Origin of the sequence: Sporocytophaga myxococcoides DSM 11118 (genome assembly GCF_000426725.1) — a bacterium.
GTDB lineage: Bacteria > Bacteroidota > Bacteroidia > Cytophagales > Cytophagaceae > Sporocytophaga > Sporocytophaga myxococcoides.
This window is the reverse complement of sequence record NZ_AUFX01000003.1, coordinates 578,298-597,987: the sequence shown is the minus strand read 5'-3', so window position 1 is coordinate 597,987 and position 19,690 is coordinate 578,298. Positions and strand designations below refer to the sequence as shown.

Here is a 19,690-nt window from a genome sequence, read left to right as displayed (position 1 = left end):
TAAAAACTTTACTCTTATGAAACCAATCATTTATTCAACAGGACTTTTTCTTATGGTATTTGGATTAAACATGACCGTTCAGGCTCAACATGGCAGAGGGCATGATAATCGTAATCACCAAAATCACCAAAATCAAAATAATCATAACAGAGGAAATAATCAGGGACATCAGTATGCTCATGCTGATTTCAATAGAAAGCATGGTCATGCTAACGGTCATGGTAATAGAAATGTCTATGTTGACAGAAGAGTAACCAATGTTTATCACGCACCTCACAGATACGGTGCAATGCCTGTCTACAGAAGCAGCGTGGCATATGCCCCTTCTACATCAATAATTATTTCAAATAGAGGGATCAACTTTCGTTACTCCAATGGGATTTTCTATCAGCCTATGAATGGATCTTATGTGGTATCATCAGCCCCATGTGGTGTAAGAGTGAGAAGTATTCCTGTAAACAGCATGAGGGTATATGTTTCAAATGTTCCATATTATTACTATTATGGATCTTTTTATACTCAGTCTGTTCAGACTAATGATTATATAGCAGTACAACCTCCATTGGGCGCCAGAGTGGACTTCTTGCCTGAAGGTGCAATGAAAGTGTTTGTAGAAGGAAATACTTATTACGAAGTTAATAATACATATTATAAAGCCTTTGCTGATGAAACAGGAGCTGTATGGTATGAAGTAGTGGGACAGGGATGATTGTGCTGCTATAATAAATAAAAATAAGGGGATGTGTTTGTTCAACATATCCCCTTATTTTTAAGTGATAATTTGTGGTATTATTCGTCTACTTTGACCAATATAGTCGTTCCGAAATAATCATTACCGGTATCTTCAACAACCTTCCATCCCATCTTTTTCAGATCTTTCTTGAGGAATCTATTAAGCAATCCGTGAGCGGTCAGAACAACTTTAGCATTGTCTTTACTTGCATCATCAAGCATGGAAGCACCTTTTTGCGCTCTTTCCTTGGCCTGGGAAAAGCTTTCGATACCTTTTGTTCGATTGAAACCTAGCATCCATTTAATACGGGATGTAGTAGTCCATCTTTTTATTGAATGTTTTTTCTTTGAATCAGATTCTTTAATTCTGTTTTCAAATTCTCTGAAATAGGGGGAAACAGTAATTTCTTTCTCTGTTCCGAAAAGGTAATGAGCAGTTGTAAGTGCCCTGTTTATCGGACTGGAAAATATCTTTACATTTTCAGTAGCTCCAAGTTCGAAAAATGGTTTTTCTGGAACTATAATACAAACGCTATCATAACATTTTAAAAACTGGTTAGCCTCAGAACATGTGTATTGACCTGTTTTTACCATGTCCGGCTCACCATGACGGATGATCGCTATCTGGCGTAATTTACTATAATCATGTATGATGTTGTCTTCTTCTTGTATAAACCTCAGACTTTGACACACGGGTTTTCCATTAGCTTTAACGACAGGTGCTGTCTTGCTTAATGCTTCATATTTCTTTTCTATTTTTTCAATAGTAGAATTTGGAGAATCATTTTTTCCTTTTGATTTGCTAAGACCTGGCGCTACCAGTAATGCGAGTGAGAAGAAGATTGTGTGTATTTTCATTTCTTCTAAACCAGCAAGATTTGTGTTAAGTTTCAGTCTTCTTAAATCTTAACTGAATTCTTTATTTTGAATGGAGTGAACTTTAGATTGTATTCTTGAAACCCTTTAAAAGAAAGGGATACAAGGTGATAGGTTGAATAAAAGGAAACTCACTATCTACTGTTGTAGGATAGTGAGTTCTTATTATTTGTAGCATCTTTTTTATTTTTCCAGAATAGTCTTCAGACGTTGAAGGCTTTTATCCATTGATGTTTCAAGGTTGCCGGACATTATCAGGGTCATGAGGTTGATAGGATATTTGCTCTCTCCGTACATTGCCCATTTTACCTTTGTGGCATTGGGACTTTCAGATTCAGTAGCAAAGTATGCGTTAGCAGTATTTTCCATCGGTTTAACAAATCTTAACTCAAGGTCAACTTTTTCTCCTTCTTTTATATTTTTGATTTCCTGCTCACCTTTACCAGCTTTTTCACCATCCCATGCAAATACAAACCCAACATTAGCGTCAGAACCTCTGTAGTCTTTTTTCATTTCTGGATCCATCAAAACATATTCGCTGAAATGATTCTGGTTTTTAACGTGTTTGATATAGTCAAATACCTGCGATCTAGGCTTGTTAATTGTAATCTCCCTCTCAATAGCATATTTCTTTGGTACGAAGATCGCAACAATCAGGAAAAGAGCTATTAGACCTAAAATTCCTAGTAGAATGAATCCTAAAATTTTCATATTTTTAAAATGTTTTGTGGTTATTGATGTTACAAATATCAGTGCTTCCTTTAAAATATTTACATTGGGAAAACGACAATCCTGAGGGGGATTTCTGACAATTGTTGTTAATAAGAATTTGTGAAGAAAGTTTTGTAATGAAACAATATTCTTAAAATTGAATCAAATTTGGAACTTAAAACCAATTTATAATTATATATTAATAAAATGATAGAACCAGGAAAATATAAACATTATAAAGGCAATTATTATAAAGTTATTGGGATGGCCAAACATAGTGAAACTATGGAAGATATGGTTTATTATCAATGTTTATATGGTGATTATGGTTTTTGGGTAAGACCATTAAAAATGTTTGTAGAAACCGTCACGGTTGATGGAGAAGTGGTACCAAGATTTAAGTTTGTTGAAAAACTTGATTGAATTTTAATCTAGTATTTTTGCTCAGGGTAATTTTTCTTAGTTTTTGGCTGAAAAAATAAGTTTATCGTTATGATTTAATGTTTCAGATAAAATAGGTGTACAATAAGTTAAAAAAATCAAAACAATTTAAATGAAATTGAGTTATTCCGTCAATAGTTTAGAATTTAATTCGTTGGTTATTTGATTGAATAATTAAAACCGATCCAACTTATGGAAAATTATCATGTCAAAATTTTTAAATCCAGCAGACGAATTGGTATAAAAGAAGTCACTGCAACTTCAATAGACCAGGCAGAAGCTTTTCTATTAAAAAAGCTGAAAGAAACTTTTTGTCGAGAAGAAAATTTGAAAAATTTCATACAGGTGATCCACCTGGTAAAAGAAGATTTTGAACGGCAAATAAAAGTTGAAATTCCAGGAGAAGAAAAACTAACAATGACTATATGGAAAGGCTAAATGCCTTTCTTTTTTTTATGTACATACGTATTTTTTACCATCAGAAATTTTTAAGTTTTTTTTTGAGTTAATTTTTAATTTGCTGATCGTTAGTTGTTTGGGTTTTGTTTGTGTCCTGTTTAATTTCTATTTCTGGTTGTAATTATGTTTCTAAGCGGTAAATACGTAAAAATAAATTAAGTAAAAATACGTATTTATATTTTTTGTTTCTTATATTTGAGAAACAAAAGGCAAAACTATATGCAGATCTCCAAGGCAACCAAAATTGAGCTTTTGAACTTTAAAAGTGTTCCAATGAGGGCTTTTCATGCTTCCTGGCTTACATTTTTCATATGTTTTTTTGCATGGTTTGGTTTGGCTCCATTGATGCCTGAGATAAAAAAAGAACTCAATCTGACTAAAACACAAATTGCCAACATATCTATGGCTGCTGTGTCCATGACCGTTTTTGCGCGTTTGCTGATTGGTTGGTTGTGTGATAAAATAGGGCCAAGATTGTGCTACGTAATATTACTTAGTACAGGGGCGGTGCCGGTAATCATGATAGGTTTGGTCAATAGCTATGAGTCCTTTCTAATTGGTAGATTATTTATCGGATTGATCGGAGCTTCTTTTGTAATTACTCAATATCATACTTCTGTAATGTTTGCGCCGAATATAGTCGGCACTGCTAACGCAACTACTGCAGGCTGGGGAAACCTCGGTGGTGGCGTAACTCAAATGGCAATGCCTGCAATATTTGCGGGTATTGTTTCTCTGGGGTTTACAGCATCTGAAGCATGGAGAATTGCCATGATTTTCCCAGGACTAGCACTATTGCTAATGGCATATGTATATTTCAAATATACTCAGGATACTCCTGAAGGTAATGTTCTTGAGCTAAGAAAGAAGAACCCGGAATTCAGAGCTAAAAACCCTGATATTAAAGGAAGTTTTTGGCTGGCATGCAAAGATTATAGGGTATGGATTTTGGGGTTGGTTTACGGAGCTTGTTTCGGAATAGAATTAACTATTGATGGGATTGCTGCAATATATTTTACGGAAGAATTTAACACTCCATTAATGATAGCAGGAATTATAGCTGCATCATTTGGAATGATGAATCTTTTTGCAAGAGCTCTTGGCGGAATATATTCTGATAAGATCAGTCAGAAATTTGGACTGAAAGGAAGGGTAGTTTTGCTTGGCGCTTTTCTTTTACTGGAGGGGATTGGTATTATGTTATTCTCAGAAATGACAATTCTTCCCTTGGCTATCCTTACTATGATTTTGTTTGCTTTGTTCGTTAAAATGTCTAATGGCGTCACTTATTCAATCGTGCCCTTTGTGAATAGAAAGGCTTTGGGTAGTGTGGCTGGTATCGTTGGGGCAGGAGGAAATATTGGCGCCGTTTTAGCGAACTCACTTTTTACAGTACACTCATATCGCTATGGTTTATTTATAATCGGGGCAGTTGTTTGTGGTATTTCTGTATTGTCTCTTTTCTTGAAATTTCCTAATGAAGAATCTGTAGCTATTCCTGCAAACATGGGAGAATCGAAAGAAGCCGAAAAAGTGAAAGAATTAACTAAGGTTTAGTAGTAGTATTTATAATAAGCTGTTAGGTTAAAGTAAGGAATCAGCACATGATAACTGGTCATCATGACTGATTCCTGAAATTTTTAAATTAACTTTTATTTTTCTTAACAAGAGTTCCTTCCTGGTCAAAATACACATCGTATTCCTGTTCCCCTTGTTTTACCTCAATTTTATATAAAGTCTTGCCTTGAGGTTTCTCTTTCTTTTCTACGTCTTTCACAGTCCACGATTTATAATCTGACTTGTTAAGACCGTTTCTTACCTTTTCAGGTAGGTCTTTTTCTGTAAGATCTACTTCAGTAGAAACCCAGTTACCTGTATTGTCAAGTTTTACTTCGTAGTCTTGACCGTCTTTGGTGAACTCAGCCTTATAGTTGTTGTCCTTCTTTTCCCACTTAATATCGCCGGACTTAAGATCCGGATATTTCTGTGTCAAAGCTGAAGACACTTTACTTGGTACACTTTTAGAATCAACAACATCCTGGGCCTTCATTGTATACCCTGCCACCACTAATCCAATCATTAAAAGCACCTTTTTCATGTTCGTTCTTTTTGTTTTATCTAAGCTTCCCAAAAAGCCTCGAAAAAATAACCTGTGGAATTCGTGAAGTGTTTGCTTGTTTTGTTTAAAGTGTTGGTTATTAGTTGTTATTGTCTATGTTGCGGTTTCTGTAAATTTTAATTCTTAGGAATTTATTTTTATCTACAAGTATTCCTGGTCTTGAGAATTCATTCGCTTTCATTTTTTGATATTTATTGGATAGGGATATAAATTTCAATTCAGACATATATTTTTTAATCATTTCCCCTAATGACTGCTGACATAATGTTGTCAGTTCTCTTGATTAATTTGCATTGAGTTAAATTAAATTAAATACCGGATGGAAACATTGGATTTGACAAAAGCATACAAGGCTTACTATACTGCAAAAGCTAAACCTGAGGTGATAGAAATAGAACCGGCTCAGTTCTTATCTATTACCGGAATGGGAGATCCTTCAAAAAAAGCTTTTTCTGAAAATATTCAGGCTCTCTATTCAACAGCCTACACTATGAAGTTTAGCTTAAAAGCTCTTCAAAAGGATTTTAAAGTGTCCAAGTTGGAAGGACAATGGTGGTTTGATGAAACCAAGTATAAATCCAATTCCATGACAGAAACAGCTTTGAATGTACCTCGCGATGTCTGGGAATATCGATTGCTTATTCGCATGCCTGATTTTATTACCGAAGATGAAATTAATGCTGCTGCCAATACTGTAATTTTTAAAAAAGGAATTTTATTGGCAAAAGAAGTAAAACTGTTTAAAATGAAAGAAGGGAAATGTGTTCAAATGCTACATGTTGGACCATTTTCAAAAGAAATAGAAACGCTTAAACAAATGGAATTATTTATGAATGAAAATAATCTGGGAAAGAATGGTTTGCATCATGAAATTTACCTATCTGATTTTAGAAAAACAAGTGAAGATAAATTAAAGACAATCTTGAGAGAACCTGTAAAATAGCATAGGAGAGAGGAGCATCGATTTAATGTTATCGAATGATCATTTATATTTTTTTATAAAAGCGAGATAGTATTTTATTCCCCTTGTTTGAATATAAATAAAAAAACAGTAAAATAATTTTGGCATATTCATTCGTTTGATAAAAGTTTCAAGTCAAATATTTTTATGAGTAAATCCAAATTGTTTTATACAATAGCTGTGCTATCTGTTTTTTTTATTCTCTTGTAATAGTGATCATCCAAAAGGATCATAAATATGACTCTTTAACTCCTACGAGTGGTTCCGTTAATACAATTACATATGAAACAAATAATTCTACAGTTGACCTTGTAAAGGACCGGCAATCTATTGCCAATAGACCACATAGGTCATAAACACTTCAGATAATAAAAGCAGATGCAAACCAAGTTTTGCCGAAATCTGAAGTTAATGAGGCGTCTCTGAAATCCCTTTACCAAAGTTTAAAAAAAGATCCCGATGTATTTTTTATAAATACATATAATGATACTTTGATTGTTTGTAAAGAAGGCACTAAGAAAACGCTAGGTCTATTAAAAAGAAAATAAAGCAAACACAAAAGCCTGCAACTATTCATATAAAAAAGATTTATTGTTTAAAAGATACGGTGTTGGTGAAATATAATGACTATCTGGATTCACTGAAAATAGATACTGAAATAAAGAGAAATGTGATGTATGGGAGTTTGGATTCTTCAGAAAGGAATATAGTAAACAGTACTTATTATGCATTTCAATCTGCGAATCTTAACTGGATTAATGTTGACAGGTTTTTAATTCTCCGAAATCTAAAGTTGATTTCATTGTGAAGTCCGAAATGGTAAGTATGCTGATGTAAAGATTGTTTTTCATAAAATAAATTCAATCATGCAGGGAGTAGAGGAGAATGGTAATATTCGTTTTGATAAATTACCATTGGGAGAAGAAGTTACTCTCGTGGGAATACTAATAAAAGATGGATCACCGCATCTTGCTATTCAGGAGACGATTATTTCCAAAGAGATTTATAACAACTTACAGTTCCAGAAAGTGAACGCTGAAGAGCTAAAGCAGAGATTAAGGGTATATAGTTTTTCATAATCAGCAATTAAAAAAATAAGGCCTTTACAGAATCTTTCAGTTAAAAGTTGAAGTAGATCCTATCTGATGCTCTATTACCATCAGATAGGATCTATCTGCTTTTCAAAGCTCCATTATATCTTCATCCCAGAGTTCGGGCTTCTCATTAATGAAATCTTCCATCATACTCTTACATTCTGCCAGGTCTAGATCTATTACTTCGACTCCATGCTGTTCCATAAATTCTCTTGCTCCACTGAATGTCTTGGACTCGCCAACAATTACTTTGGGTATTTTAAATTGTACAATAGTGCCAGCACACATATAACATGGCATAAGAGTAGAATAGATGACAGTGTTTCTGTAGCTACCAATTCTTCCTGCATTGTTAAGACAATCCATTTCGCCATGCAAAATAGGATTGTTCTCCTGTACACGTTTGTTATGGCCTTGAGCAACTAACTTTCCGTCTTTTATTAATACAGAACCAATTGGGATTCCTCCTTCATTCAGGCCTTTTATGGCTTCGTTTATAGCCAATTTCATAAATTCATCCATAGTATTTTATAGTTAAAGTTTGATTCACATTTGATGTGAGTAGAAATATCTCATAAATTAAACAAAGCTATTAATGTTCGTTAGTATTAAAGTAATTTAGAAAATATACACACTCATAAACCTTTATAAGTCTTTAGCAAATCAGTATATTGCTTGGAAAAATTAAAAATAATAAATGGAACTAAATAGTAAACAGGCTAAAGAAATTTTGAATGCTATCATATTTGAACTTGAGAAAAGAGGGAAGTATGCAGTTGTAGCAATTGTGGATGCCCATGGAGAGCTTCTGGCTTTTGAAAGAATGGATAAAACTAAACTTCCATCTATCGCAAATGCCATTAATAAAGCCTATACAGCTGCACGTACACAAAAAAACACATCGGAGATTGGCAAAGCTCTAAAAGATCCTGTAAAAGGGTTTGACATTGCTTTTTATGGAGATCCTAAAATCTGTGGATGGGGTGGAGGAGTACCGGTTATATCAAACGGTAATGTAATTGGTGCTGCTTCGGTAAGTGGTCTTTCGCAGGAAGAAGATGAAGAGATAGCAAAGATAGGAGTGGCGCATTTAAAATTGATATAATCCAGTTTTCTATTTAACCAATAGATAAATTGTCGATTGGAAATATAGAGGGCCGGTTAAATTTAATTGTATTTCAAAAGAAGACGATAGGAAATACGAGAATATCTGGCTGGGTCGAATGAATAAATATTTTGAGTAGGATAAATAAGCTTTATTCTACTTCAGTAGTATTGAATTCAAGAATAAAAGTAGTTCCATGTCCCCACTCGCTTTCGCAGGTAATAGTTCCATTGAGTTGTTCTACCAGGAGTTTTACTATTGATAGTCCTAAGCCAGTGGAACTCTCGCCAGCCGTTGGCCTTGCGGATAGCTTTTTAAATTTTTCAAACAGGTGTTGTTTGTCAAGTTCTGTCATTCCCTGTCCTTCATCTTTTATTGATATTATAACCTTATCATTTTTACTGGTTACGTGTAAATAAATATTCTTTTCAGTGTAGGAGAATTTGACAGCATTTGAAATCAGATTGTCAAGGATACGTCTTAAAAACTCAGGATCAGTATAGAGCTCAGAATACTGAGATTCATAGATCAAGTGAATTTTAATATTTTTTTTATCTGCCACGGTTTGACAGATCTTTATTTCTTTGGCAAGAAATTTCTGAAGGTCAATTACCTCTTCCTGTTTGTTTGTTTTCTGCTGTTCTATGGCACTGATGTCAAGTATGTCTTTCACAAGGTTAAGTCCCTTTTTTGAAACTGCTTTAATGTTATCAATAAACACCTTCTGATCACCTTCAAGAGGAGCAATCATTTCGATTACCTGTGCCATTCCTTGAATCTGTTGGAATGGAGATTTTAAATCATGTGATACAATATTGATAAGTCCGTTTTTTTCCTGGTTTATTTCTTCCAGCCTGTTGTTCTTGAATTGTATCTCTTCGTTTTGAAATAGTATCAATGCATTTTGTTCAGAAAGGTGATCATTGGCGGCTTTAAACTCTTCATTGTTTTCAGCCAATCTTTGATTCGCAAAATAAATTTCACTGATGTCTTCAAACATCCATAATCTACCTTTCTTTCGCTCTGTTATGATAGGTTTACTTGAAACCTTAAATACACTGTTCTTAAATTTCCAAAGCCAATTATTGATCTCTTTTTCAGGATCTTTAAATAGTTCTGTGGCAATGGCTGTTATTTCATTTTCGTTGATCGCATTTTCTCTGAACATTCTCATATATTCAGATATCACAATAGGCGACAGGACTTCATTCTCTGAATAAATACCTAAAATTTCTTTTGCCTTTGAGTTTATCCATGCTGTATTGTCTGTTTCATCTATAAATATCAAAGCCTGAGATACCGAATGAAAAACTGCGTTAAATTTTATCCGCAATTCTTCAAGAGAAAATATCATGTAATTCAGCTTCAATACTTCTTTTAACCTTGTAATGCATACATTAAAAAAATAATCTGTTCCTTCTGAAATCTGAAAAGGCGAATTCCAAACAAGTATTATAGAACCTTTAACATGCAGCTCAAATAAAGGTATATAAATAACAGTTGTATTTTCTTTGAGAAAATGAGATCTGCCTACTTTCACTTTCTCATGGTAAGCGTATTGCTTTAAAGTAGAAGGGTCTTTCAGAAAAGATGTTTCGGTAAAGGTTCCTTCCAGATGTGCGCAATTTGAATAGGTAATTCTTTCAGAAACTTCATCTTCTTTAATTATAAAAAATATATCATCGCATCCCGTAAGTTCTTTCATTCTCAGTAATAGATTTCGCCTGAATGCATCGACATTCTGGAAATCATAAACTGTTTTAATTTGAATAAGGAAATCAAGCGCTTGTTCTTTCCAGTAAACTAAATCTTCCAACGATATGATAAATTTTAACTATATAAATGTCTTTAAAGCTTTAACTACCTCATCAGGAGCGCTGATATGAGGAAAGTGTCCATCTGCATTGATCATATATAAGACACTGTCTTTGATATTTTTATTTAAGTACATAGCAACTTCAGCTGGTACTGCAATATCTTTTATTGATTGGATGATAAGTGACTTCTTACTGAATTTTAGTAAATCTTTCCGATGGTCTGATTCAAAGATTGCTTTACAGACTGTATATGCTACATCTGGTCTCAGAGAAGATAATGAATTGGCAAACTCAATTGCAAGCTCAGGCTTTTCAGGGTTGCCCATAAAGATTGGAGCAAATCCACTTACCCATGCATGATAATTGGTTTGCATTTTATTGTATAATTCTTTTAAATCTGATTGCTCAAATCCTCCTATATATTCCTTGTCATTCAAGTATCTTGGGGAAGCATTCATAAATATATGTTTGCTAAAAAGTTCAGGAGCTTTTATAGAGGCAAGCATACCTGTAATTCCACTAACAGAATGTCCGATAAAAACTGCATCTTTTATCCGTAGCTCTTCTGCCAGGTCTATAATATCATCAGCGTAACTTTGAAGAAGAGAATACTTATGATTGCTGTAAGCAGAAGGTGCAGCCTTACCAGCACCGACATTATCAAATGTTATTATTTTGTATATTTCTGAAAAAGACTTTGTTACAAATCTCCAATAGGTTTGGTCAGTTCCAAAACCATGACCGAAGACAAGTGTTTCTTTTGAATCCTGATTTCCTGTTATAGTAACATTGTTTTTTTCTATTGAATTCATACTCAGTGACTAATACTTTCCTTGTAGCAATTAACAATCTTCTGCAGTTCTTGTTCCACTTAAATGCTTTCGAACTTTAATGATGAGGGATAATGAATGTTTTACTAAATTCTTTTTTACCTTTTGTTACATTTTTACGGTGGGATTTTCGAAAGGTTAATGAAAATTTGGTTTGGAATAGGCTGTCTGTATAAGAACAATTTAGTTATGATAGATTAAAAATATTGGCTTAAATTTGGTTTTGAAATTTTTAAAAAAATGATTGTATACGGTATTAAAAGTTGCGACACAGTAAAGAAAAGTACAGAATGGCTTAAAGGACATAATCTTCAGTTTGAATTTCATGATTACAAGTCTAAAGGAATAAGTGAAGAAAAGCTTAGAGAATGGACAAGTCAGGTTTCATGGGAAGTTCTGGTAAATAAAAAAGGAACCACTTGGAAAAAGCTTGATGAGTCTGTCAAAAGCAATATAATAGACGAAGCCAGTGCTGTTGAATTAATGAAGGATCATACAAGCCTTATTAAAAGACCAGTGATAGAAGATAATGGAAGAGTATTAGCTGTTGGCTTTAATGAAAAAGAATATGCTGCGAAACTCACTTAAGAGTTGCTCAGCATGTTATTTATAGATTTTCCTTCAGATATTTTTTTTCGAGTAATTCGTATTCAGCCGGCAAGAATTTCAGGAGGAAGGATGTATAATAGTTATAAGTCTTGTGCTGATAAACCATAGGCTCTTTTTTATAAAGTTCCTTGTTTACAAAATGACCGTTAGAAGCTTTGGGGTAAATGGCAAGGAGAGAGGCATTCTGAAGAATGGTTGAATCTTTAAGTATCCTTGGATACTCTGATTTGAAAATTTCAATTCTATTGCCCAGCTTGTTATAATTTATATCATCAACATACGGAGGCATGGTTAAAGCGCCCACTTCTTTTGATATCTGCTTCACTACCGATGTACTAAGTTTTCTTACAGCGCTTCCCAGGTTTTTATCAAATAACAAGAAAATACCATCTTTAAACTTTTCACCTAGGCTTGCATCCTCAAGCAATAAAGATTTCAATCCTTGTGAAAATGAATTACTTTCTTTATAATTCAAGGGAAGTGTTGGTACTAAATCAGCAGGATTAACAATGTTGAAGCTCATGTTGGTTTTACAAAATCTTTCATTGTATTCGTCTGTAAAAGTCTTATTTCCTATCATTGGTGCTGCATAGGAGTAACATTTAAAGGTGTTTCTTGAAGACAGTTTATTTTGAGGAAGGTTTTCAAGATAAGCAAGTAGCATATTGGCAAGTGCGCCTCCCTGACTATGACCTGTAAGCAGAAAACTGTATACCCCTTTTTTATTTAATTTTTTGATTTGCAGCAATAGATCTTCGTGCAGAAAGGCTACTCCCAGGGCATAGCCTGCGTGTACGGCAGTATTATTATTTTTAGCAAAGACATATTTGAATTTTTCATTTTGAATTTTTATTACTCCTTTGGCAGGAATCATTGCTGAATATATATTTTCCATCCAGCTTATTTTTTTTGAAGTCGATCCGCGAAGGTTAATGATAGCGATATTATCTTTTTGATAAATCTGATATATGTTATCCATTCCTAATACATCCGAAGTATATGTTTTTACATATCCTTTCGGAATTATAGTCGAGTCTGTACCATATAATTCCAGAAAGCAGAAACTGTTGCATAAGGCTATCATATCCCTGGCTTCCTCTTTATTAAATTCCTTTTCAGGTTGGGCTAAAAGAGAAGAGCTTAAAAAAAACAGTATAAGATTTAGTAACGCCGATTTTTTCATTTTCCCTTGTATTTATAAAGTATTCTAAATTAGTTTTTTTACTCCAAAAAATATTATTCAAAATGAAAATTATAGTTATTTTTAATGATACTTTTTGCACAAAACCTAGAATTAAATTAATGTTCTAATGAGATTCTAATTGTATTTTCATTCATTTTTAATTATTTAAATTGATATTGCAAAGAGTGTTTAGTCCAAATGGACGTTATAAAATAAAATTAACTATCAATTAAACGGGTAACTTTTTCAACCAGAGGAAATTGCCTGATCTAACAGAGTATAAATTTAATTAAAAGGAGAATAATGAATTTTTTTAAAACCGATTCAAAACGAGCAATCGAAGCTATTTCAGAAGCCCAGAAAATAGCATTTGCGCCAGTTATTTTTCAGGCAGTCAGATGTTTAAGAGAGTTAGGGATTCTGGAGTACGTTTCAAAAAAAGGCCAGGCTGGAGCTAAGCTTGAAGATATAGCAGCCGATCTTGATTTATCGGTTTATGGTGCAAGAGTATTATTGGAAGGTGGATTGGGAATAGGTGTTCTGTTTTTGAAAGAAGATGAATCTTATGTAATTACCAAAGTAGGACATTTCATTTTGTATGATGAGATTACAAATGTAAACTTCAATTTTATACAGGATGTCTGCTATCAGGGTTTAAATGATCTTAAAGATTCTATTAAAAACGGAAAACCTGAAGGATTAAAAGTTTTCGGAAACTGGCCAACTATCTATGAAGGTCTTTCAAAGCTACCTTCAAAGGCAAAAACAAGTTGGTTCGAGTTTGATCATTATTATTCAGATCAGGCATTCGACAGTGTTTTACCTCATATTTTTAAGCATAAGCCTGCTCGTATATATGATATCGGAGGAAATACCGGCAAGTTTTCGTTAAAATGTGTGAAATATGACAAAGATGTTCAAATGACCATTATTGATTTGCCCGGACAACTGGCAATGGCTCAGGAAAATATTGCAAAAGAAGGGTTTTCAGAGAGAATAAAAGGACACCATGTAAACCTACTGGATGCATCTCAAAGCTTACCTAAAGGAGCTGATGCTGTTTGGATGAGTCAGTTTCTGGATTGCTTTTCAGAGGAGGAAATAATTTCCATACTCAAAAGATGTGTAGAAGCCATTGACGACAACGGTGCAATATACATTTTGGAAACTTATTGGGATAGACAAAAATTTGAGGCATCAGCTTTTAGTCTTCAGATGACATCTTTATATTTTACTGCCATGGCCAATGGAAACAGCCAGATGTACCACTCCAAAAATCTGATCCAATGTGTTCATGCTGCTGGCTTATATGTGGAAGAAGATATAGACAACATAGGAGTAAGTCATACTCTGTTCAGATGTAAAAAAAGGAAATAAGTGATTCTGCCATACAATCGTAGACAATTCAGTTTCTCTTAACATTATCCTTCCTGTTCCCATACATCCGGGAATTATAGATGTTTATTTTATTTATAATGTGATTTTAGAAACCTGAACTTCGTTTTCGGGTTTCTAAAAATTACATTTTTATTTTAGATTGTTGTTATGGTACACTTACCTCCACTCATTTCAGATTTAGGGCTGATACTCGGTGCGGCCGGCCTAATTACTTTAATTTTTAAAAGAATTAAACAACCACTTGTACTTGGTTACATAATAGCTGGTTTGTTAGTAGGTCAGCATATTTCTATTTTCCCAAGCATTACAGATCAGGAAAATATTGAAATCTGGGCTGAGATTGGTGTTATATTTCTGCTTTTTACTCTTGGACTTGAATTCAGCTTTAAAAAACTGGCCAAAGTAGGAGGGGCGGCTTCTATTACTGCTGCCATGGAGGTTATTGTTATGCTTGCGTTGGGTTATGGCACCGGTAAATTGCTTGGCTGGTCGAGCATGGATAGCATATTTCTTGGGGGAATTTTGTCTGTTTCCTCTACAACCATTATAATTAGGGCATTTGAAGAATTAGATGTAAAGACACAACAGTTTGCAATACTCGTCTTCGGTGTGCTTATTGTAGAGGATCTGGTTGCAATTCTACTACTTGTACTCTTGTCAACTCTGGCTCTGAGTCAGAATTTTTCCGGAGCAGAAATGCTTATCTCTGTATTGAAACTGGCCTTCTTCCTGATTTTATGGTTTATAGGAGGGATATTCCTTATTCCTACATTTCTCAAAAAAACCAGGAAATTAATGAATGATGAGACACTGCTGATAGTCTCCATTGCTCTTTGTCTGATTATGGTAATGTTAGCTACCAAAGTTGGCTTTTCACCAGCTTTGGGAGCGTTTATTATGGGGTCTATACTTGCTGAAACTGTTCAGGGAGAAAAAATTGAACATCTCGTAAAGTCTGTTAAGGATTTATTCGGTGCAATATTCTTCGTCTCAGTAGGCATGCTAATCGATCCAGATATGTTGATTCAGAATATCGGTCCTGTTTTATTGATTACTTTAATAACAGTAGTAGGAAAACTATTCAGTACCTCAACCGGCGCATTGATTTCCGGTCAATCATTAAAAGCCTCAGTGCAGACAGGCATGAGTCTTTCTCAGATAGGTGAATTTTCGTTTATCATTGCAACATTGGGTCTTACATTGAAAGTTACGAGTGATTTTCTTTATCCAATAGCTGTTGCGGTATCAGCGATAACTACATTCACAACTCCTTATCTGATTCGATATTCATCAGGGCTGTACGAGTTCATTGAAAAAAAACTTCCTTCTGCCTGGATCAAAAAACTTAACAAATACAGCTCTACTGCCCAGGTAATCACTACAACCAGCGATTGGAAAATATATCTCCATTCCTATATTTATAATATTGTTATTCAGTCAGTTTGTATCATATCTATATTCTTTGTTTCTACCAGATACCTATTGCCTTTTGTCAGAAGCCATGTTAGTAATATTTTATTTTCGGATTTTGTAGCTGCAGGTTTTGGATTGCTACTCGCTGCCCCTTTTATATGGGCGTTATCAGTAAGGAGGATTCAGGAAAATGCATTTTCCAATTTATGGCATAACGAGAATGTGAGCCGCGGCCCACTCATTGCATTGAATCTGTTCAGAGTTGTACTGGGGCTGTTTTTTACTGTTTTATTAGTGATTCAGTTTATCTCCGATCCTTATTTGCTAATACTAGTAATTGTAATTATTACTTTCTTGAATAGCTTATTTTCTAAAAAAATTCAAAAGATGTACAGTCGGATAGAGAGACGTTTTCTGACAAACCTGAACGAAAGAGAAACAGAAGCATTGCATAAAGATAAAATCAGACCGGATATAGTTCCTTGGGATGCTCACCTGGTGGAGTTAAAAGTTTCTCCCGAATCCTCTTTTGTAGGACAGAATCTCTTTGATCTTGGGATTAGAGAAAAGTTCGGTGTTAACGTTGCCATGATAGAAAGAGGAAGGCATACAATTGCTAATCCTGGCAGAGATGAAAAGTTGTATCCTGGAGATGAGGTGATGGTTATCGGAACAGATGATCAGCTGGCCAAATTAAAGCCATTCATAGAGCTTTCTGAAGAAAACAGACCTCCTGTTCAAAAGGAAACTATGACGCTGCAAAAGGTTACTATTAATTCTAATTCGCCTCTTAAAGGGATTACCATACGCTCCTCAGGTATGAGAGAAAAGGCTAAAGCACTTGTGGTTGGCCTGGAAAGAGATGGTGAAAGGATTTTGAATCCTGATTCATCCATGCAATTTGAAGAAGAAGACATTGTCTGGATTGTGGCCAATCCGAAAAGATTACAGGATTTTATATTGCAATTGTAAAACTAATATTTAAAAAATGTATAGATTTTCAGTTTATATTCAGGTTGAAATCGTTTGAGGGTATTTGTAATTTGCATTTATTCTAAAGGATTTAAACAGCTATTTATCCATGAATTATTTTTTTCAGATTCAATGCTCTTATTCTATTGTCTGTAATCCTTTCGGATAAAGCTCCGGAAGGACTGTGATATTAGAGCTAGAGAATTTTCTGAGGAGAAACTGTATATTTATCTGAAGTAAAAATGAATGAGTCTTTTATCGAACTTTCTATTCCGCCGATAAATGAAGGAGTGTTGCTAAAGGTTCAGGAAGATGAAGTCAATGAAGTCTACAGGCTTATTAAAAAATGAGAAAGGAAGAGATTAATATGAAAATAAAAAGCCTGCATTTTAGTTAAATGCAGGCTTTTTATTTAATTACTTATTTTGATTGATTGATTTCTTAATCATTTCATCAAAGTATAAAATAGACCAGATGATGTTGGTTTTTTCAGAATATGGTACAACGTCATCAAGCGTTTCAAACAGAGATTTAATAAAATCCTGTTTGTTTTTCATTTCTTTTTCGAGATGTGAAATATTAGTTTCAGTTTCAGGTATTGACATTTCGTGGAAAGAAGAACCAGGCTCAGGGTTCAGTGAAAGAAACGGTAAAATTTCAATCAGGTAAGCAAGTCTGGATTTATATACTTCTATCAGGTCAAGTTTCTGAAGTTTATTTAATTCATCCTTAGAATAGAACTTCGTTATTTTAATATTAGGTTTTACAAAGCAAAGCGTTGAATCGCTTTTTTGCTTTGCACTCACGTTTTGCGTGGCTTGCGAAAAGCCTTGAGTGTGCAGGAAGGTGGACAAATAAATTGTACAAGCTGCCGAAAGCTTAACAAGTCTATTATTCATGGGTCAAACTGTTTATTTACGAAATTTAGAAAAAAAAAGTTGAAAAAAGGAATCTAAATCCTCAAGAATCTAAAAAAAATTTTAGATCTTCTTGGATCAGTACTATGTTTTAGATTAAATTAAATAAATTTATGATGAAGTAATTCAGTTAATAATTATAAAATTTAATACTTGCAACAATTCTAATTGTTTAAGCATTAAAAAAATAAAAGTAAAAATGTATCAAAAAAATTTCCTGAGTACTTCTAAACGTTATGTATAAACAAGGCTAAATCGGATATTGCTAACCGATTATTATACTAACATATTAACTTTAACCCATTTAACACAAAAGTTTCTTGGTTAACAAAATTCCATGCAAAAAAGCATCATTTATTTATTTGTATTGATTCTTTTGGGTAATATGAATGTTGGAGCATGTCCGGTATCAGTTTCCGGTATTGTTCTGGACGCTATTACCAAAGAACCTCTGCTTTATGCAAATATTGAAATACAGGGTAAATCACGAGGCACTGTCTCCAATAGCGAAGGACGATTTATACTTGATACTGAAGAGCTAACACCTGATGATACTGTAGTTTTTTCATATGTAGGCTATGAAACCATCAAAGTCAGGTTGGAGGGATTAATGAAATCTGGTGAAGTATTGATGCCCCAGGCCTCAGGGCTTCTTAAAGAGATTCAGATTATTGCCCAAAAATTATCAGTCGAAGAAATATTAAAAAAAGTAAAAGATAATTTTAATAAGAATCATCGGGCATCTTTTGATAAAAAGCATTTGTTTTTTCATAGTTATGAAAGAACGCCTTTTAACAAAGATAATCAACTGGTTTTGAAAAAATCCGACTTTGTGGGTTTGGACAAAGCTATTTTTAATGAGCTATTTAAAAAGATTCCTTCAGAGGTTGTAGAATATGAAGATATTATAGTAAACCTATATGGAAATGGAACGAGTTATAAGTTGATTCCTGAAAAGGCGATCTCTCTTGAAGATGGCTCTCAGAAATCTCTTCTTAAAGAGTTTGAAGACAAACTGGATGCCTTTTTCAGCGATATTGAAAAGAGCAGGGAAAATGAAGATATCTATTATAAAATCAGAACAGGAATCTTAAGTAAAAAAATTGATAATGAAGGGACTGATGAGCCCACCTGGACTACAAATAAAAATGACACTCTCAACTATACAGTAAATACAAATCTTGTAAAAAGCGAAATTATATACCTGTTAAAGGAGTATACCTTAGCTGAAAGTAAAAACTGGGAATTTATAAATAGTATCAGGAAGTACAACTATAGAATGGATGACATCACTATTGTAGATGAAGAGCCTGTATACAAAATTCATTTTATTCCTCAGAAACATGGGCTATTTGAAGGGACAATGTATATTTCAACTTCTTCATTTGCTGTATTAAAGTTAGATTTTGCTTTTGCAAAAGGTAAGAAGAGTGAGAATTTTAAATTACTTGGAGTAGGCCACTCTATGAATTTTAAAGAGGCTCATATTATTTTTCAAAAAGGTAAAACTGCATATTTCCCCAAATTCATTAGTGTAAAACAAAATGAATTCGCATCTATTGACAGGAGCTTTTCGATTACTAAAAAGGAAAAAAGATTTTTCATAGATAAGGAATTAAGTGAAATGAAATTAGACGTGGAGTTGTCTTTTAACTCCGAAAGTAAATGGGAGCTGCTTGCAATGGATGCGGAGGATATTGATGAATCCACATACAATCGAATAATACAACCTTCTACCATGAAGTTTAAAAAAGAATTTGCCTATAATTCTGAAATGTGGAAGAATAGGACTATTCTGGTGCCTTCTTCAGAATTAAAGAAGTATCAAAATAAATGAGAAGGTATGCAGAATAAAATTTTTAGAGGCTATCAGTGAAATTATTTTTAGTGAATTAGTATTTGGACTATTCCGGATCTCATAGGGGCCTGTTCAGATTTTTGGTTTTAAGGACATATAGATTCAGAGAGGTATTAGCAAGGATTTGAACGGCAGAGTGGGGTAGCTGGTTAGTTTAATCATTGCTGGTAATTTTTGTGTATGTTTATTGTAAGG

At 33.8% G+C, this 19,690-nt stretch carries 19 protein-coding genes; 11 read left to right on the top strand and 8 right to left on the bottom strand.

Annotated features, from left to right (window positions below):
* Window positions 1-16 precede the first annotated feature (16 nt).
* Window positions 17-709, top strand: coding sequence for a DUF6515 family protein (locus tag K350_RS0102240; protein ID WP_028978534.1), 693 nt, complete (start codon window positions 17-19; stop codon window positions 707-709).
* Between the two features lie 80 nt (window positions 710-789).
* On the opposite strand, the gene K350_RS27010 is transcribed toward K350_RS0102240, so the two are convergent.
* Window positions 790-1,590 carry a histidine phosphatase family protein gene (locus tag K350_RS27010; protein ID WP_037573777.1) on the bottom strand — a complete coding sequence of 267 codons (801 nt, stop codon included), beginning with the start codon at window positions 1,588-1,590 and terminating at the stop codon, window positions 790-792.
* A gap of 201 nt (window positions 1,591-1,791) precedes the next feature.
* The gene (locus K350_RS0102230) at window positions 1,792-2,319 is read right to left on the bottom strand and encodes an SRPBCC family protein (RefSeq protein WP_028978533.1); all 528 of its coding nucleotides are present in this window, start codon (window positions 2,317-2,319) and stop codon (window positions 1,792-1,794) included.
* A 207-nt stretch (window positions 2,320-2,526) separates the two neighbouring features.
* On the opposite strand from K350_RS0102230, the gene K350_RS0102225 reads away from it, so the two are divergent.
* From K350_RS0102225 to K350_RS0102215, 3 genes are all read left to right on the top strand, one after another.
* A complete protein-coding gene (locus K350_RS0102225; RefSeq protein ID WP_037573582.1) occupies window positions 2,527-2,742 on the top strand; it encodes a DUF1653 domain-containing protein in 216 nt (71 codons plus the stop codon).
* Window positions 2,743-2,952: 210 nt separating this feature from the next.
* Window positions 2,953-3,198, top strand: a complete 246-nt coding sequence (locus tag K350_RS0102220) for a hypothetical protein (protein ID WP_028978531.1) — start codon at window positions 2,953-2,955, stop codon at window positions 3,196-3,198.
* Between the two features lie 240 nt (window positions 3,199-3,438).
* Window positions 3,439-4,776: an MFS transporter gene (locus K350_RS0102215; RefSeq protein WP_028978530.1), complete on the top strand. Its 1,338-nt coding sequence runs from the start codon at window positions 3,439-3,441 to the stop codon at window positions 4,774-4,776.
* A gap of 88 nt (window positions 4,777-4,864) precedes the next feature.
* Here K350_RS0102215 and K350_RS0102210 read toward each other — a convergent pair whose 3' ends face one another.
* The gene (locus tag K350_RS0102210; RefSeq protein WP_028978529.1) at window positions 4,865-5,317 is read right to left on the bottom strand and encodes a PepSY-like domain-containing protein; all 453 of its coding nucleotides are present in this window, start codon (window positions 5,315-5,317) and stop codon (window positions 4,865-4,867) included.
* A 340-nt stretch (window positions 5,318-5,657) separates the two neighbouring features.
* Between K350_RS0102210 and K350_RS0102205 the strand changes: the two genes are divergently transcribed.
* Both K350_RS0102205 and K350_RS0102195 read left to right on the top strand, forming a co-directional pair.
* A complete protein-coding gene (locus K350_RS0102205; RefSeq protein ID WP_028978528.1) occupies window positions 5,658-6,281 on the top strand; it encodes a GyrI-like domain-containing protein in 624 nt (207 codons plus the stop codon).
* An 884-nt stretch (window positions 6,282-7,165) separates the two neighbouring features.
* Window positions 7,166-7,378, top strand: coding sequence for a hypothetical protein (locus K350_RS0102195; protein ID WP_028978526.1), 213 nt, complete (start codon window positions 7,166-7,168; stop codon window positions 7,376-7,378).
* A 102-nt stretch (window positions 7,379-7,480) separates the two neighbouring features.
* Here the strand turns inward: K350_RS0102195 and K350_RS0102190 are convergent, their stop codons facing one another.
* Window positions 7,481-7,915 (bottom strand): nucleoside deaminase, encoded by a 435-nt coding sequence (locus tag K350_RS0102190; RefSeq protein WP_028978525.1) that lies wholly within the window; start codon window positions 7,913-7,915, stop codon window positions 7,481-7,483.
* Window positions 7,916-8,090: 175 nt separating this feature from the next.
* Here K350_RS0102190 and K350_RS0102185 point away from each other — a divergent pair, with 175 nt between their 5' ends.
* Window positions 8,091-8,498, top strand: a complete 408-nt coding sequence (locus K350_RS0102185) for a GlcG/HbpS family heme-binding protein (protein WP_028978524.1) — start codon at window positions 8,091-8,093, stop codon at window positions 8,496-8,498.
* Between the two features lie 151 nt (window positions 8,499-8,649).
* On the opposite strand, the gene K350_RS0102180 is transcribed toward K350_RS0102185, so the two are convergent.
* Both K350_RS0102180 and K350_RS0102175 read right to left on the bottom strand, forming a co-directional pair.
* Complete coding sequence (locus K350_RS0102180) at window positions 8,650-10,314, bottom strand: sensor histidine kinase (RefSeq protein WP_028978523.1); 1,665 nt, start codon at window positions 10,312-10,314, stop codon at window positions 8,650-8,652.
* Between the two features lie 18 nt (window positions 10,315-10,332).
* Window positions 10,333-11,127 carry an alpha/beta fold hydrolase gene (locus tag K350_RS0102175; protein WP_028978522.1) on the bottom strand — a complete coding sequence of 265 codons (795 nt, stop codon included), beginning with the start codon at window positions 11,125-11,127 and terminating at the stop codon, window positions 10,333-10,335.
* A 258-nt stretch (window positions 11,128-11,385) separates the two neighbouring features.
* Here K350_RS0102175 and K350_RS0102170 point away from each other — a divergent pair, with 258 nt between their 5' ends.
* Entirely contained in the window at window positions 11,386-11,733 is a 348-nt protein-coding gene (locus K350_RS0102170; RefSeq protein ID WP_028978521.1) for an ArsC family reductase, read from the top strand.
* Between the two features lie 19 nt (window positions 11,734-11,752).
* On the opposite strand, the gene K350_RS0102165 is transcribed toward K350_RS0102170, so the two are convergent.
* Window positions 11,753-12,937, bottom strand: coding sequence for a lipase family protein (locus K350_RS0102165; RefSeq protein WP_028978520.1), 1,185 nt, complete (start codon window positions 12,935-12,937; stop codon window positions 11,753-11,755).
* Between the two features lie 303 nt (window positions 12,938-13,240).
* Here K350_RS0102165 and K350_RS0102160 point away from each other — a divergent pair, with 303 nt between their 5' ends.
* On the top strand, window positions 13,241-14,314 hold the full coding sequence (locus tag K350_RS0102160) for a methyltransferase (protein WP_028978519.1): 1,074 nt from the start codon (window positions 13,241-13,243) through the stop codon (window positions 14,312-14,314).
* A gap of 168 nt (window positions 14,315-14,482) precedes the next feature.
* Window positions 14,483-16,720 carry a monovalent cation:proton antiporter family protein gene (locus tag K350_RS0102155; RefSeq protein WP_028978518.1) on the top strand — a complete coding sequence of 746 codons (2,238 nt, stop codon included), beginning with the start codon at window positions 14,483-14,485 and terminating at the stop codon, window positions 16,718-16,720.
* A 416-nt stretch (window positions 16,721-17,136) separates the two neighbouring features.
* Here K350_RS0102155 and K350_RS0102145 read toward each other — a convergent pair whose 3' ends face one another.
* Window positions 17,137-17,619 carry a hypothetical protein gene (locus K350_RS0102145; protein ID WP_028978517.1) on the bottom strand — a complete coding sequence of 161 codons (483 nt, stop codon included), beginning with the start codon at window positions 17,617-17,619 and terminating at the stop codon, window positions 17,137-17,139.
* Between the two features lie 355 nt (window positions 17,620-17,974).
* On the opposite strand from K350_RS0102145, the gene K350_RS0102140 reads away from it, so the two are divergent.
* A complete protein-coding gene (locus K350_RS0102140; RefSeq protein ID WP_028978516.1) occupies window positions 17,975-19,474 on the top strand; it encodes a carboxypeptidase-like regulatory domain-containing protein in 1,500 nt (499 codons plus the stop codon).
* Window positions 19,475-19,690: the final 216 nt, after the last annotated feature.

Coding starts and splice junctions, on each gene's coding strand:
- K350_RS0102240 (WP_028978534.1), top strand. CDS start 17: ATGAAACCAATCATTTATTCAACAGGACTTTTTCTTATGGTATTTGGA.
- K350_RS27010 (WP_037573777.1), bottom strand. CDS start 1,590: ATGAAAATACACACAATCTTCTTCTCACTCGCATTACTGGTAGCGCCA.
- K350_RS0102230 (WP_028978533.1), bottom strand. CDS start 2,319: ATGAAAATTTTAGGATTCATTCTACTAGGAATTTTAGGTCTAATAGCT.
- K350_RS0102225 (WP_037573582.1), top strand. CDS start 2,527: ATGATAGAACCAGGAAAATATAAACATTATAAAGGCAATTATTATAAA.
- K350_RS0102220 (WP_028978531.1), top strand. CDS start 2,953: ATGGAAAATTATCATGTCAAAATTTTTAAATCCAGCAGACGAATTGGT.
- K350_RS0102215 (WP_028978530.1), top strand. CDS start 3,439: ATGCAGATCTCCAAGGCAACCAAAATTGAGCTTTTGAACTTTAAAAGT.
- K350_RS0102210 (WP_028978529.1), bottom strand. CDS start 5,317: ATGAAAAAGGTGCTTTTAATGATTGGATTAGTGGTGGCAGGGTATACA.
- K350_RS0102205 (WP_028978528.1), top strand. CDS start 5,658: ATGGAAACATTGGATTTGACAAAAGCATACAAGGCTTACTATACTGCA.
- K350_RS0102195 (WP_028978526.1), top strand. CDS start 7,166: ATGCAGGGAGTAGAGGAGAATGGTAATATTCGTTTTGATAAATTACCA.
- K350_RS0102190 (WP_028978525.1), bottom strand. CDS start 7,915: ATGGATGAATTTATGAAATTGGCTATAAACGAAGCCATAAAAGGCCTG.
- K350_RS0102185 (WP_028978524.1), top strand. CDS start 8,091: ATGGAACTAAATAGTAAACAGGCTAAAGAAATTTTGAATGCTATCATA.
- K350_RS0102175 (WP_028978522.1), bottom strand. CDS start 11,127: ATGAATTCAATAGAAAAAAACAATGTTACTATAACAGGAAATCAGGAT.
- K350_RS0102170 (WP_028978521.1), top strand. CDS start 11,386: ATGATTGTATACGGTATTAAAAGTTGCGACACAGTAAAGAAAAGTACA.
- K350_RS0102165 (WP_028978520.1), bottom strand. CDS start 12,937: ATGAAAAAATCGGCGTTACTAAATCTTATACTGTTTTTTTTAAGCTCT.
- K350_RS0102160 (WP_028978519.1), top strand. CDS start 13,241: ATGAATTTTTTTAAAACCGATTCAAAACGAGCAATCGAAGCTATTTCA.
- K350_RS0102155 (WP_028978518.1), top strand. CDS start 14,483: ATGGTACACTTACCTCCACTCATTTCAGATTTAGGGCTGATACTCGGT.
- K350_RS0102145 (WP_028978517.1), bottom strand. CDS start 17,619: ATGAATAATAGACTTGTTAAGCTTTCGGCAGCTTGTACAATTTATTTG.
- K350_RS0102140 (WP_028978516.1), top strand. CDS start 17,975: ATGCAAAAAAGCATCATTTATTTATTTGTATTGATTCTTTTGGGTAAT.